11 protein-coding genes are annotated in these 14,634 nt (G+C 61.9%); 6 read left to right on the forward strand and 5 right to left on the reverse strand.

Annotation, left to right across the window (positions count from 1 at the left end; genetic code table 11):
- The first annotated feature begins 6 nt into the window (after window positions 1-6).
- On the forward strand, window positions 7-2,481 hold the full coding sequence (gene rnr, locus KI610_RS08280; protein WP_226498167.1) for a ribonuclease R: 2,475 nt from the start codon (window positions 7-9) through the stop codon (window positions 2,479-2,481).
- Window positions 2,482-2,496: 15 nt separating this feature from the next.
- Here rnr and KI610_RS08285 read toward each other — a convergent pair whose 3' ends face one another.
- Window positions 2,497-3,285: an HDOD domain-containing protein gene (locus KI610_RS08285; protein ID WP_226498168.1), complete on the reverse strand. Its 789-nt coding sequence runs from the start codon at window positions 3,283-3,285 to the stop codon at window positions 2,497-2,499.
- Between the two features lie 264 nt (window positions 3,286-3,549).
- Here KI610_RS08285 and KI610_RS08290 point away from each other — a divergent pair, with 264 nt between their 5' ends.
- On the forward strand, window positions 3,550-4,113 hold the full coding sequence (locus KI610_RS08290) for a bacteriohemerythrin (protein ID WP_226498169.1): 564 nt from the start codon (window positions 3,550-3,552) through the stop codon (window positions 4,111-4,113).
- A gap of 70 nt (window positions 4,114-4,183) precedes the next feature.
- The gene (rlmB, locus tag KI610_RS08295; protein ID WP_226498170.1) at window positions 4,184-4,915 is read left to right on the forward strand and encodes a 23S rRNA (guanosine(2251)-2'-O)-methyltransferase RlmB; all 732 of its coding nucleotides are present in this window, start codon (window positions 4,184-4,186) and stop codon (window positions 4,913-4,915) included.
- Here rlmB and KI610_RS08300 read toward each other — a convergent pair.
- The 4 genes from KI610_RS08300 to KI610_RS08315 all read right to left on the reverse strand — a co-directional run bounded on the left by KI610_RS08300 (window position 4,912) and on the right by KI610_RS08315 (window position 11,831).
- Window positions 4,912-5,889: a sensor domain-containing diguanylate cyclase gene (locus KI610_RS08300; protein WP_226498171.1), complete on the reverse strand. Its 978-nt coding sequence runs from the start codon at window positions 5,887-5,889 to the stop codon at window positions 4,912-4,914. The genes rlmB and KI610_RS08300 overlap by 4 nt on opposite strands.
- Before the next feature lie 214 nt (window positions 5,890-6,103).
- Window positions 6,104-7,516: an efflux transporter outer membrane subunit gene (locus KI610_RS08305; protein ID WP_226498172.1), complete on the reverse strand. Its 1,413-nt coding sequence runs from the start codon at window positions 7,514-7,516 to the stop codon at window positions 6,104-6,106.
- 1 nt (window position 7,517) lies between these two features.
- Window positions 7,518-10,643 carry an efflux RND transporter permease subunit gene (locus KI610_RS08310; RefSeq protein WP_226498173.1) on the reverse strand — a complete coding sequence of 1,042 codons (3,126 nt, stop codon included), beginning with the start codon at window positions 10,641-10,643 and terminating at the stop codon, window positions 7,518-7,520.
- 9 nt (window positions 10,644-10,652) lie between these two features.
- Window positions 10,653-11,831, reverse strand: a complete 1,179-nt coding sequence (locus KI610_RS08315; RefSeq protein ID WP_226498174.1) for an efflux RND transporter periplasmic adaptor subunit — start codon at window positions 11,829-11,831, stop codon at window positions 10,653-10,655.
- Window positions 11,832-11,971: 140 nt separating this feature from the next.
- Here KI610_RS08315 and KI610_RS08325 point away from each other — a divergent pair, with 140 nt between their 5' ends.
- The 3 genes from KI610_RS08325 to KI610_RS08335 all read left to right on the forward strand — a co-directional run bounded on the left by KI610_RS08325 (window position 11,972) and on the right by KI610_RS08335 (window position 14,634).
- Window positions 11,972-12,592 carry a TetR family transcriptional regulator gene (locus KI610_RS08325; RefSeq protein WP_319004218.1) on the forward strand — a complete coding sequence of 207 codons (621 nt, stop codon included), beginning with the start codon at window positions 11,972-11,974 and terminating at the stop codon, window positions 12,590-12,592.
- 92 nt (window positions 12,593-12,684) lie between these two features.
- Window positions 12,685-14,262 carry an ATP-binding protein gene (locus KI610_RS08330; protein WP_226498175.1) on the forward strand — a complete coding sequence of 526 codons (1,578 nt, stop codon included), beginning with the start codon at window positions 12,685-12,687 and terminating at the stop codon, window positions 14,260-14,262.
- A 114-nt stretch (window positions 14,263-14,376) separates the two neighbouring features.
- Window positions 14,377-14,634 (forward strand): hypothetical protein, encoded by a 258-nt coding sequence (locus KI610_RS08335; protein WP_226498176.1) that lies wholly within the window; start codon window positions 14,377-14,379, stop codon window positions 14,632-14,634.

Below are 14,634 nucleotides of genomic sequence, written 5' to 3' on the forward strand. Positions count from 1 at the left end.
GAACTGATGTCAAGAAAAAAACTATCAAAAATCCGTCGTGCTGATCCCTTCTTCGAGCGTGAATTGGCGCGCTACGAGTTTCCTTTGCCTTCGCGTGAATATGTCTCGCAGGTGCTGACTGACGAAGGTCGGCCTGTTGAATTCAATGAACTGACCGAGTTGCTGGATATCACCAACACCGAACGTGAAATGTTCCAGCGTCGCCTGGGAGCCATGGAGCGTGAAGGGCAGTTGATGCGCAACCGCAAGGGCGCCTACATCCTGCCCGAGCGGGCCAGCCTGACGCCGGGGCGTATTCAAGGACATCCGGATGGCTACGGTTTCCTGATTCCCGATGACGGCAGCGCCGACATCTTTCTCGATCAGCATCAGATGGGGAAAGTGCTGCATGGCGATCGGGCGTTGGTCCGGGTTACCGGCATAGACCGCAAGGGGCGTCCTGAGGGCGGCATTGTCGAGGTGACCGAGCGGGTCAATACGCGGATTGTCGGGCGGATGTTTGTCGAGCATGGCGTGGTTGTCGTGGCGCCGGAAAACAAGCGCATTTCGCAGGACATTCTGGTGCCGCCGCAGCCCAAGGCGAAGAACCAGCCGCAGTCCGGCCAGGTGGTGATGGTCGAAATCATCGAGCAGCCGAGCAAGTTCTCGCAGCCAATCGGCAAGATTATCGAGGTGCTGGGCAATTATGCCGATCCGGGCATGGAGATCGAGATCGCGCTGCGTAAGCACGATCTACCCTTCGAGTTTTCCCGGGCAGCGCTTGAGGAAAACAAGGAGCTGCCGGACAAGGTAACCAAGGCAGACCTCAAAGGGCGCGTCGATTTGCGCGATGTTGCGCTGGTCACCATCGACGGCGAGACGGCGCGCGATTTCGATGATGCCGTCTATTGCGAAAAGAAGGGCCGTGGCTGGCGGCTGATCGTGGCGATTGCCGACGTGTCGCATTACGTCAAGCCGGGCATGGCGCTCGACAAGGAGGCGGTGGAGCGTGGCAACTCGGTTTATTTCCCGCGCCGGGTCATCCCGATGCTGCCGGAGAAATTGTCGAACGGCATCTGTTCATTGAATCCGGATGTCGAGCGCATGGCCATGGTTTGCGACATGGAAATCAGCTCGACGGGCAAGATCGGCAAATACAAATTCTATCCGGCGGTGTTCAAGTCGCACGCGCGCCTGACCTACAACCTCGTCTGGTCGTGGCTGTCCGGCGAGAAAGTGCCGGAAACCGACGTCCACCGCAGCGTTTTGCCGCATGTGCAGAATCTCTACAAGCTGTTTGCCGCTTTGCACAAGGCGCGCGGCCAGCGTGGGGCGATCGATTTCGAGACGACCGAAACGCAGATGTTGTTCAACGAGCAGGGCAAGATCGAGAACATCGTTCCGGTCGTCCGCAACGATGCGCACCGGATCATCGAGGAGTGCATGCTGGCGGCCAACGTCTGCGCTTCGGATTTCCTTGCTGAGCACAAGCAGACCTGTCTCTATCGCATCCACGCCGCGCCGTCGGAAGAAAAGCTGGCCAATCTGCGCGCCTTCCTCGGCGAGTTCGGTCTGGCGCTCGGTGGCGGCGAAGATCCGCGCGCCAAGGATTACGCCATCCTGCTCGAAAAGGTCAAACTGCGTCCGGACTTTCAATTACTGCAGACGGTGATGCTGCGTTCGCTGCGTCAAGCCATGTACAGCCCGGACAATGTCGGCCACTTCGGCCTGGCCTACGAGCATTACACCCATTTCACCTCGCCGATCCGTCGTTACCCCGACCTGCTCGTGCATCGCGCCATCAAGGCCGTACTGGCCGGCGAAACCTATACGCCGGACCGTAGCTGGGATGACATTGGTTTGCAATGTTCGAGCACCGAGCGGCGGGCTGACGAGGCGACGCGCGATGTTGAGAACTGGCTGAAGACCTTCTTCATGAAGGAGCGTATTGGCGAAGAGTTCGACGGGACGATTTCCGGGGTCACGGCCTTTGGCATTTTCGTGGCCCTCGACACGGTTTATATCGAAGGCCTGGTGCACGTTTCAGAGTTGGGGGCTGATTACTTCCAGTTCGACAACATCAAGCATCAGATGCTTGGCGAGCGGACTGGCGAACGTTTCCGGCTCGGCGACCGCGTGCGGGTCAAGCTGGTGCGGGCCGACCTTGAGTCGAACCGGATCGATTTTGTTCTGGCAGGTAGCGAGAAATCCTACGCCGGGAGAAGAACGGTGCCGAAAACGGCCGTCAAGCCGGTGAGTCAGCGGCCCGTAGCCAAGGCGGTTGCCGCCAGGGCTCCGGTTGCCAAGGCGCCGGTGAAGTTGGATAAACCCGCGGCCAAGCCTGTTGTCAAAAAATCAGCAGCCAAAAAATCAACGAAGCCGGCGGTCAGGAGCGAGGCCAAGCCGGCAGCCAAAAAGCCGGCGGTCAAAAAATCGGCCGCGCCACGCAGCAAGAGCGCTGGTGCCAAGCCGGTAAAAAAAGCGGCGGCGAAAAAGCGCTGACCGGTGCCGTTGCGCTCAGTGGTGGGTCGGGTCGAGCAGATCTGCCGCCTTGAGCGCGATGGCGGCAACATGCTCTTCGTCGAGGCCTGGCAGTTGTTCGGCCAGCCATTCCAGCGAAGCGCCGGGGATGATTTCCTTGGCCGCGGCAATGTCGGCCGGGAGGGCTGGGTCATCGGGCCCGCTGCTGATGTGGCGGGCGGTATCGACACAAAGACGGGAGAGGTTGGCGCGGTTGTTGTCGATGCCGCGGATCAGTTGCGTCAGCAGCGATGGCAGGTGCCAGATCAGGGCGCATTTGAGGGTCAGATCCTTGAAGCGGAAACCGCAGGTGTCCACCTGCGCCTGCAGCGAGCGTGGTGACCGGCCGGAATGCAGGGCTGCAAGGGCGGCCAGCGGCAACTCTGCGGCGAAAGACCAGAGGAGCAGTTCGCCGATTTCCGAAAGCAGGGCGGCCATGGCGACTTCATCGGGCGAAATGTCGGCGCGTGCCGCGCCCCAGCGCAGGGCAAGTCGGCTGGCCAGGTGGGCACGGGCTTCGCATTCAGCGAGGCCGATGTTCGATTCGTCGGTTTCGGGGCATTCGAGCATCAACTTGTGCACGGCATCGGTACCCAGTTGCATGACGGTGCCGAGCGGGCTGGTGGTTTCGTGGCCGAGGCGCTGGGCGCGGTGGCTTTCTGCTTCACGCAGCAGGCGCAGGCAAAGAAAGGGGTCGGCGGCGGCGATGTCGGCCAGATCGCAGGCGGCCAGGCGTTCGCCCTTATCAGCTTCGAGTTCGAGCAGACGCGCTTTTGAGCGCGGCATGCAGGGCAGATCCTGGCTGCTAAGGTAGGCCGCCCACTGATCAACGCCCCAATGTTTCTGGTGTTCTGTCAGCAAGAGATTCCCCCGGTTGGTGCAATGGTTTGCTACTGAATATTATCCTAGAAACCGTAGTTGATCCCTTGCGCGCACCAGCGTCGGCGTCTGGCGACGGTATCGGGGATCATTACCATAATTAACAATTACCGTAGCAAGAAGGCAAATTACGACGGTAAAATAGCGTTTTCTAATACTTTCGGAATAGGGATGACGAAGCAGCGGGTGGTTCCCAATCCTCACAAGGCAGGGCCTGTTGTCGATGTCGTGTCCGAAAGTACGGCCTATTGGCTGACGACCGGCGAGCTGCCGGCTGAACTGCTCACCGGTCACAAGTTGATCGATTCCGAGCACCGTTTCCTGATTGCCGCCATCGCCAACCTGCGCCGGGTGTGCATCGATCACGTCAATCTGAAAGATTGCACGGGTTGTAGCCATGAGCGGCAACAGCGTTGCGAGGCTGACGTGATTGCCATGCTCGGTGATGTTTTCGCTTTTATCCTCGACCATTTCAAGACGGAAGAAATGGTCATGCGTGACTCGCTGCTGCTCATGGTCGACCGCGATGTCTGCGAGGCGCACATGGAAGATCATGCGGCGATTTCATCGACCGTGCAGCAAATCGTTTCGTCGCTCGACTCGCATCATGTCGTTTCGCGAATCCGCGAACTGGATGCCTTGCTCGCCCGGTGGGAAACCAATCACATCGCGCTCCACGACCTGATTCTGTCGCGCTGGATTTCCCGCGAGGATTCGCTGCTCAAGAATTTGTGAACGACCGTTGAATCTTCGGCCTGTGGCGCCGGCGCGGTAAAATTCGTCCTTCAGTTTTTCGAAAGCAGCCATGTCTTCCCGCCTGATCTACGGCTTTCACGCCGTTACCGCCAAACTTCGCCACGACCCGGAATCGGTCAAGGAAATCGTCATCGACGCCACCCGCCACGATGCGCGGGCGCGTGACCTCCTGGCGCACGCCGAATTGCAGGGCGTCAAGGTGATCGGGGCCGATGGCAAGCGGCTCGACGGCATGGCGCCCGGGGCGAAACATCAGGGCGTACTGGCCCGCATCGAAGGTGATCGCAAGCTGGCGCATCTCGACGATGTGCTCGATACGCTCGAAGAACCGGCCTTTCTGCTTGTACTCGATGGCATCACCGACCCGCGCAATCTCGGCGCCTGCCTGCGCGTGGCCGATGCGGCCGGCGTGCATGCCGTCATCGCGCCGAAGGATAGAGCCGTCGGCCTGACCGATGTGGCGGCCAAGACGGCCTGCGGGGCGGCCGAAACGATGCCTTACGTGATGGTCACCAATCTGGCGCGCACGCTGCGCGAGTTGCAGGAACGCGAAATCTGGGTCGTCGGCACGGCCGGCGAGGCGGAGAGCGATCTTTATGCGGCCGAATGGCCGAAGGCGACGGCCTGGGTGCTCGGCGCCGAAGGCGAGGGAATGCGTCGGCTGACGCGTGAAAATTGCGACCAACTGGTCAAGATTCCGATGCACGGCTCGGTCGAAAGCCTCAACGTTTCCGTAGCGGCCGGTGTCTGCCTGTTCGAGGCGCGGCGGCGTCTGGGCTAGATGGATTCGGCCACGACGGTGCGGTTGCGGCCCGCATCCTTGGCCCGGTAGAGCGCTGCATCGGCTGCAGCGATGAGGGTTTCGAGACTGTTGCCGGAATCCGGATAGAGGGTTGAAACGCCGAGGCTGATCGTGACATGCGCTGCCGTCGTCGAGGCTGCATGGGGGATCGCCAGAGCCCGAACGGCCAGGCAGATGCGTTCGGCCACGGCGTGGGCGCCGGCCTGATCGGTGTTGGGCATGACAATGGCGAACTCTTCGCCACCATAACGGGCCGTCATGTCGGCCGGTCGAAAGACGGCGGCGCCAATGGCGCCGGCCACCGCACGCAGGCACTCGTCACCTTTCGGGTGGCCGTAGTGATCGTTGTAGTGCTTGAAGTGATCGATGTCACCGAGAATGAAGGCCAGCGATGTGGCCGTGCGCCGGCCGCATTTCCATTCGAATTGCAGCTTGTCGTCGAGCGATCGGCGATTGGCCAGACCGGTCAGGCTGTCCTTGGTCGCCAGGTTCTGCAGCGCCATTTCGGCCAGCTTCTGGTCGGTCATGTCGCGCAGCGTTTCGACGATGGCAATCAGCTTCCCGTGGTCGTCGTAAATCGGCCCGGCATCGACGGCCAGGTAATGGCGCTCGCCCTTGACCGGCATGACGCACCAATTCTCGGCGCGCAGGCCGAAGCCGAATTCGCCGGGGCTGGTATGGGCGGCATAGAGCTCGGCGAGCTGGTCGTATTCTTCGAGTGCGATGAGGTCGGCCAGGCAGTGGCGGGGCTCATTGTAAAAGCCGCGCCAGTGCTCGTTGGTGCCGACTATTTCGGCTGCGGGGATGCCGGTAAGACGTTCGCAGGCATGGTTCCAGATGGTCACCCGGCGCTCGGCATCAAGGACGAAGGTGGGAACGACCAGATGCTGCATGAGGCGGACCGCCATGCTGTGGTCGATGTCGCTGCCAAAGGTGGGCTTGCCGGAATCCAACGAGTTCTCCTTGCTGAGGATAAGAATGCGTTCTCGTGGGGGAGTATCGCCGGCCTGATCATCGGCTGGTCTGTTGGGGGAAGAAACTTACGCGATGACTTTGGTCATGTCAAAGGGGGCAGACCTTGCGGTCTGCCCCGATTTCATTTTTGGCCATTTTTTCCGGTTGACCGTAGCAAGCCCGGTTGAGCTTGCTGATGGGGGGACGACGGAATCAGCCGGCGACCCAGCCGCCGCCCAATGCCTTGAACAGATCGACTGCCGCGCCGAGGCGGCTCTTGCGACTGGCCAGATATTGCAACTGGGCGCTGTTCAGCGTGCGCTGGGCGTCGAGCAGATCCATGTAGCCGGAATAGCCGGACTCGTAACGCTTCTCGGCCAGATTGAGCGCCTTTTGCGAGGAACCGACCTGGGCCGAGTAGGCGGCCTCTTCTTCGCTGTATTCGCGCAGGCCGACGATGGCGTCGTTCACTTCCTTGAAGGCGGTTTGCACCGTTTTCCGGTAGTTGGCCAGGCTTTCCTTCTGCACGGCCGTCGCCTGATCGACCCGGGCGCCGGTGCGGCCGGCGTCGAAGATCGGCATGGCGAGGCCGGCGGCGGCTGACCAGATGCCGGCGCCGCTGGTGAACAGATTGGATAGCGCCATGCTTTCGCTGCCGAACAGGCCGGTCAGGCTGATCGTCGGGTAGTAGGCGGCCTTGGCGACACCGATTCGGGCGTTGGCGGCAACCAGCTTTTCCTCAGCTTGGCGGATGTCCGGGCGGGCTTCGAGCAGGGCCGAGGGCAGCCCGGCCGGCGGGGTTGGCGGCAACGGCAGCTTGTCGAGGCCGGTGGCGGCGATCTTGAGGCCGGGCTGGCCGCTGAGCAGGCCGATCTGGCTTTCGGACAGGGCGCGCAGCCGTTGCAACTGGCTCCATTGGGCTTGCGCGCCGTTCAGCGCGCTTTCGGCCTGGGCCAGTTCGAGGCCGGAGGCGCTGCCGGCATCGAGCCGGGCCTGGACGATTTTGAGCGCCTGCTTGCGAGATTCGAGCGTTTGCGCCGTGACTTCGATCTGGCCATCGAGGCTGCGCAGGTTGAGGTACTCGTTGGTCACCTGGCCGACCAGCGTCAGGCGCAAGCTGTCGCGGCCGAAACGGCTGGCCAGCGCTTCTGCACGCACCGCTTCGTTGTTGCGCCGAATGCGGCCCCAGAGGTCGAGCTCGTAGCTCAGTGTCGCGGCAACCCGGTTGTTATCGTAGGTGGCGCCACCCATTTTTCGGCCGTTGTAGGTTTCGCCACTACTCTTGCTGCGCCCGGTGCTGGCTTCCAGACCGATGCGCGGCAGGTAATCGGCGCCGGCTTCGCGGGCTGCCGCTTCAGCCGCTTCGAGGCGGGCGATGGCGGCTTGCAGGTCCTGGTTGGCGGCCAGTGTCTGGTCGACCAGCGCATTGAGGTCGGCGTCGCCGAACAGCGTCCACCACGTCGGATTGACCGGCACTTGAGCCGTGGCGACGGCCGGCGCCGCTTCCGGCAGGGTCGAAGCCGGGCGGAAGTAGTCCGGGCCGATGGCGCAGCCGCTCAGGGCGATTGCCACGGTCAACCCGAAAAATGGGCCAAATTTGAAACGTTTCGGGAGCAGGGAATGCATCTTATTTTTCCTCCGACTGGTGGTCGTCTGCGTCGCCGGCCGGCAGCATCTGCTTGCCGCGCTCCAGCCACTTGAAGAAGAGCGGGATGAAAATGGTGGCAATGAAGGTCGCCGCGATCATGCCGGCAAAAACGCCGGTACCCATCGACTGCCGGGCCGCCGCGCCGGCCCCGGTGGCCTTGACGAGCGGGAAGACGCCGAGCACGAAGGCCAGCGAGGTCATGACGATGGGGCGCAGACGCAAACGGGCGGCTTCCATCGCGGCATCGACCACGTTCATGCCTTCAGCGTACTTCTGGGCGGCGAACTCGACGATCAGGATGGCGTTTTTCGACGCCAGACCAATGAGCACGACGAGGCCGATCTGGAAGTAGATGTCGTTCGGCATGCCGCGCAGCCAGATCGCCGTCAGGGCGCCCATCAACGCGAAGGGCACGGCCATGACGACGGCCAGCGGCAGCGACCATTTTTCATACTGGGCGGCGAGGATCAGGAAGACCATGATGATGGCGAAGACGAAAGCCTGCATCGACGAGCCGGAACTGCGCTTTTCCTGGAAGGCCTGGCCGGTCCAGGAGATTTCGAAGCCGCTGGGCAGGGTGGCTGCCGCAACTTCCTCGACAATCTTGATGGCATCGCCCGAGCTGATCCCCGGCTTGCTGTCGCCCATCACCTTGGCGGCGACGAAGCCGTTGAAGCGCTCGACCTGTTCCGGACCGACGACGTTCTTGACCTTGCTGATCGCCGACAGCGGGATCATGGCATTGGTCGTCGAACTGCGCACATAGACCTTGCCGAGATCTTCCGGCTTGGTCCGGTAGTTGGCCTCGGCTTGTAGCTGGACGCGATAGACCCGGCCGGACTTGTTGAAGTCATTGACGTACAGGGCGCCCATCGTGCTCTGCAGGGTTTCGTAGATGTGGGCAAGCGGGATGCCGAGCGCCAGCGCCTTCGGCTCGTCGACTTCGACGAACAGTTGCGGCACGGTCGGCCGGAAGAAGGTGCTGATGCGCGTGAATTCCGGGTGCTTTTGCAGTTCGGCGATGAACAGCTGGGTGACTTCATTGAGCTTTCGGGTGTCGCCATCGAGGCGGTTCTGCAAATACACCTCGAAACCGCCGGCAGTGCCCAGGCCCATGATCGGCGGCGGGTTGAAAACGAGCGCCATGCCATCCGCCTGCATCATGCCCATGCCCATGAACTTGCCGGCCAGATCCTGCGCCTTGCCCTGGCGTTCGCTCCAGTCCTTGAGCGGAATGAAGATGGTGCCGGCGTTCGGCTTGCTGCCGCCGCCGATCAGGTCGAAACCGGACACGACGAAGGTGTGCTTGACCGCCTCGTCGTGGCTCAGCATCTGGCGCATGTTCTCGCCGGTAGCGGCCGTCCGCTTGAGCGTCGCGCCGTCCGGCAGCATGAGGGCCGAAATCAGGTAGCCCTGGTCTTCAGCCGGCACGAAACTGCCCGGCAGGGTGCGGAAGAAGAAGACAGTGATGCCGATGACCAGCGCGAAAATCAGGCCGCCGACGATGCCGTGCTTGAGCGTGAAGCCGACCGTCGTCGTGTAGGAGCGGGTGAATTTCTCGAACAGCCGGTTAAAAGGGCGGAAAAGCTTGTGCTCGGTGTGCTGCGCCTTGAGCAGCAGGGCGCACAGCGCCGGCGTCAAGGTCAGCGCGACGACACCGGAAAGCACCACGGAGACGGCGACGGTCACGGCGAACTGCTTGTAAAGCTGGCCGGCAATGCCGCCTAGGAAGGCGACCGGGACGAAGACCGAGACCAGCACGAGCACGATGGCGATCAGCGCGCCCTGAACCTGCTGCATGGCCTTGATCGCCGCATCCTTGGGCGACAGCTTTTCTTCGGCCATCAGGCGCTCGACGTTCTCGAGCACGACGATGGCGTCATCGACGACGATGCCGATGGCCAGCACCATGGCAAACAGCGTCAGGGTGTTGATCGAGAAACCGAACAGCCACAGGCCGGCGAAGGTGCCGATCAGCGAAATCGGCACGGCGACCATCGGAATCAGGGTAGCGCGCCAGCTTTGCAGGAAGATATAGACAACAGCCAGCACCAGAATCATGGCTTCAATCAGCGTCTTGACCACTTCATTGATCGAGGCGGAAACGAAGCGCGTCGTGTCGAAGGGGATGACGTAGCCCATGCCTTCCGGGAACTTCTTCTTGAGCTCGTCCATTTTTTGACGCACTTTTTCGGCCACTTCCAGCGCGTTGGCGCCGGTCTGCAGGAAAACGCCCATGGCGATGGTCGGCTGGCCGTCCAGCGTCACGCTCTGCTCGTAGCTGTAGGCGCCAAGCTCGATGCGGGCGACGTCCTTGAGGCGCAGGGTGCCACTTGGGCCGCTGGCTCTGATGACGATGTTGCCGAATTCCTCCGGCGTCAGCAGGCGGCCCTTGGCGGTCACCGTGTAGACCAGTTGCTGGTCGCTCGGCGCCGGCTCCTGGCCGATCTTGCCGGCCGCGTTCTGGGCATTCTGGGCCTTGATAGCGGTCGAAATGTCGTTGGTCGTCAGGCCCAGTTGCGCCATGCGATCCGGCTTGAGCCAGACGCGCATCGAGTAATCCTGGGCGCCGAAGATGGTCACGTCGCCGACACCCTTGACCCGCTTCAACTCGTCGGCGATGTTCAGGCTGGCGTAGTTGGACAGGAAGAGGGTGCTGTACTTGCCCTTTTCGGACTCCAGGGCGACGACCTGCAGAATGTCGTTGGAGCGTTTCTGGACGAGCACACCGTTGGTCCGTACTTCGGCCGGCAAGCGCGGTTCGGCCGCTTTTACCCGGTTATTGACGTTGACCGCAGCGATGTCGACATTGCTGCCGACATCGAAGGTTGCAGTGATGGTGACGACGCCGTTGGCGGCCGCCGACGAGGTGAAGTAGGAGAGGTTTTCGACCCCGTTCAACTGTTCCTCGATCGGTGCGGCGACCGTCTTGGCCAGCGTTTCAGCCGAAGCGCCCGGGTAGGTCGCGGTGATCAGCACGGTCGGCGGGGCGATCTGCGGATACTGCGCGATGGGCAGCACCTGCGAGGCAACCAGCCCGGCGATGACGATGATGATCGAGATGACCGACGCAAAAATCGGCCGGTTGATGAAGAATTTGGACATGGCTGCTCCTTAACCCTGCTTGGCCGGTGCCGGTGCAGCTTCCTTGGCTGCAGCGGGGGCGCCTTCCTTGGCCGGGGCCGGGGCACCCGGCTTTTCGCCAGGGCCATGCGGGGCGACCGGAGCGCCGGGGCGCAGCTTGATCAGGTTGTCGATAATGACCTTGTCGCCAGCCTTCAGGCCGCCGAGGATGACCCAGTCCTTGCCGCGCCATTCGCCAGCCTGGATCGGACGCGGCGTAACCTTGTCGCCTTCACCGGCCAGCATGACGAGCGGGCCTTGCTCGGTTTGCACGACGGCCGACTGCGGCACCAGGAAAACGCCATCGCGTTCGCCGGTGAGCAGGCGGATGCGGACGAACTGGCCGGGCAGCAACTGGGTGTCGTGGTTGTCGAACTCGGCGCGCAGGGCCTGGGTGCCGAGCGTGGTGTCGATGTTGCTGGCCAGGAAATTGAGCTTGCCGGTCTTCGGATAGACCGAGCCGTCGGCCAGGATCAGCTCGACCCCGCTGACATTCTTGTTGGTCACGCGCCCGCCGGCCAGCTTGGCCAGATCGCTGTCGCCGAGGCTGAAGCGGACCCAGATCGGGTTGCTCTGGTAGATCGAGGTGAGCAGGCTGTCGGCGCCGGCCGTGATCAGGTTGCCCTCGGATTTGGCGGCGCGGCCGGTGGTGCCGGAAACCGGCGCGGTGACCGTCGTCCATGACAGATTCAGCTCGGCCTGACGCAGGGCGGCCTGGGCGATGGCGTTATTCGAGGCGGAGTCGTCGTATTCCTTCTGGCTGATCGCCTTGGCTTCGATCAGGCCTTTCAGGCGATTCATTTCGCGGCTGGTCTGCTCGGCCTTGGCCTTGGCTTCGGCCAGGGCGATTTCGTAGCTTGAGCGGTCAATCTGGAACAGCGGCTGGCCGGCCTTGACCGTCTCGCCTTCCTGATACAGGCGCTTGACCAGAATGCCGGCGACGCGGGCGCGTACTTCGGTTTCGCGGGCGCCTTCAGTCTGCGCCATGACCTCGACCGAACTGGGCACCTTCTGCGGCTGAACTTCCAGCACGGTGACCGGCATCGGCCCCATCGGCGGGCCGCCGGCCGGCTTGTTGTCCGAGCAGCCGGTGAGCAGGGCGGTGCCAAGAACCGTTGCACCGAGAAGGGTCGAAAGCGTCGTACGCCGCAGCAGATTTCCGGAAATCATGGGGAAGGACTCCAAATTTAGAAAAGTTTGGGCTATTATATACAAACACGAATGTATGTAAAATATTTTCGGTGTCGAAGTTGATGGCTTAACATTGGCAACGGCCAAGCCAGAAAGTTGCCAGGCCGGGAGAGGACAAAGTGGTCAGAAAAACCAAGGAAGACGCGGAAAAAACCCGTCAGGACATTATCGGATCGGCGCGCACGGTGTTTCACGAATGCGGCGTCAGCCGTTCGACGCTGGAAAAAATTGCCAAGGAGGCCGGTGTCACGCGCGGTGCCATCTACTGGCATTTCAAGGACAAGGCCGAGCTGTTTTTCGCCATGCGCGAAGATGTTTTCGCACCTATGGTCGAGAGGACAGACTCCCTGCTCTTTTCCGAAGCCTACGATAACCCGCTCGACGCCATCGAAGCCTCGCTGAAAGAATTTTTCCGCGTCCTCGACGATTGCCCGGTGGTGCGCGAAGTCTTCGAAATCATGATTTCACGCTGCGAATACGTCGATGAATTCGCCGCCGTCCAGGAAGAGGCCGGCCGCCCGGCCTACGAATTCCTCGAAAAAATGGAACGCTTCTACCGCAAGGCAGCGGACAAGGGCGCCTTGCGCCTGGGTCTCGACCCGGAGGCGACGGCGCGCGATACCTGGGCGTTCACCAGCGGCCTGCTGCACCTGATGCTCGGTTGCCAGAAAGGCTCCGACCTCGACAAGCGGATTCCGGCGATGATCACCATGCACATGGCGTTGCGGCGACGGGCTTAGGTTTTACGATAAGGTTTCATTGATACAGATCGGGTGCACTGACGGCATTCCTGCGTTATTGTTGGCTCCTGCGAGTTCTGGATTTTTGTCTTTTGGAAGCTTACGTACTCTCTGCTACCGGTCGTGTCGTTCCCCGCGTCGTACGTGAGCGGCGCTGGTGGCTGATCCTGCTTGTAGTCTGGGGCGCGGTTGTCGGGGTGTCGCTGCAATCCCACAACGAGCAGACGCGCCAGCAAGCGACCGAGGTGGCTGTCGAAGGCGCTCGCAACATGTTCCGGATGGTGTTGCTGACCCGCAACTGGAACTCCAGTCATGGCGGCATCTATGTGCCGGTGACGCCTTACACGCAGCCGAATCCCTACCTTGTGCATCCGCGTCGCGATGTCCGGACGACCGACGGGGTCGAAATGACCATGGTCAATCCGGCTTATATGACCCGCCTCATCGGCGAAACGGCCGAAGCCTCGTCCGGCGCCATTTTCCGCCTGAGCAGCCTGCGCCCGATCCGCCCCGGAAACGAGCCGGATGCCTGGGAACGGCAGGCACTGCTCTCCTTCGAGCAGGGCATCAAGGAAACCACAGGCGTCGAGCGCGGCCCGCAGGGGGCGATGTTGCGCTACATGGCGCCACTGCCGGTCAAGAAAAGTTGCCTCGACTGCCATGCCCGGCAGGGTTATCAGGTTGGCGATGTGCGCGGTGGCCTGAGCGTTTCGCAGCGCTACGAGCCGATCGAGGAGGTGGTTGCGGCCGGCGAGCGCGAGGCCCGGATTACCTACGGCATCGGTTTCGTGCTGGTGGTGGCGGCCGGCTGGTTCCTGCTCGAAGTCCTGCGCCGCCGCTGGTTCGAGCTGGCGCACAAGGTCGATGAACTGGAGGCCTCGCAGAGCCAGTTGCTGCAGTCGGAAAAAATGGCTTCGATTGGCCAGTTGGCAGCCGGGGTGGCCCATGAAATCAACAATCCGGTCGGTTTCGTCAATTCCAATCTCGGGTCGCTGAAAAATTACAGCGAGCAGATGATTGCCCTGCTCGAGCGTTGCCGCAGCGGCCAGGCCAGCGAGGCCGATTTTGCGGCCATCGATTTCGATTATCTCAAGGACGATCTGGGCGATCTGCTCACGGAGTCGCGCGACGGTCTGGAGCGCGTCAAGAAGATCGTCGTCGATCTCAAGAATTATTCGCGTATCGACGAATCCGCCTGGCAGGATGCCGACCTCAACAGCGGCATCGAAAGCACGCTCAACGTGGCCTGGAACGAGCTGAAATACAAGGCCGATGTCGTCCGCGAACTCGGCGACCTGCCGCCGGTGCCTTGCGTTGCGGCGCAGATCAACCAGGTGGTGATGAATCTGCTGGTCAATGCGGTTCATGCCATCGAGACCCACGGCACGATTACGGTGCGCAGCGGCCACGATGACACCTGGGCCTGGATCGAGGTGGCTGATACCGGCAAGGGCATGACGCCGGCCGTCATGAAGCGCATTTTCGAGCCGTTCTACACCACCAAGCCGGTCGGCAAGGGCACCGGGCTGGGGCTTTCGCTGTCCTACGACATCGTCAGGAAACACGATGGCCGCATCGAGGTGAGCAGCGAAGTCGGTGTCGGCTCGACCTTCCGGGTCGTGCTGCCCTTGCAGGGCAAAAAGCCGGATGGCGCGGCAAGCCCGGAATAACGGCCGCTAGTATCCAAAGAAATTTGCGGGTCGGGCGCATCAAATCGGCGCACGGTCATCTGGCGGCAATGCGCGGCCTCGATAATCGGGCACGACCAGATGAGGATGCCCGTCATGACACGAACTGCCGCAGCATGGCTGCGCGCCTACGCCAATTGGATGCGCCGGTTGCCGCAAGCGACGGGAATGATGTTCGCGGCCCGTTCATCGCTCGGGCGCCGGGTCAAGATTGGCCTCTTCGGCGTCGGCGTGGTCTTGCCCCTGGGTTCGCTGATCTGGGCGTTGCTGTTCTGGCACGGCAATGGCGTGACTCGACGGGCCGTGCTGGTGCCGGCCGATGACGCTAAACCCAAGTTGCCTGGCGAGGCCTAG

Origin of the sequence: Ferribacterium limneticum (genome assembly GCF_020510565.1) — a bacterium.
Lineage (GTDB): Bacteria > Pseudomonadota > Gammaproteobacteria > Burkholderiales > Rhodocyclaceae > Azonexus > Azonexus limneticus_B.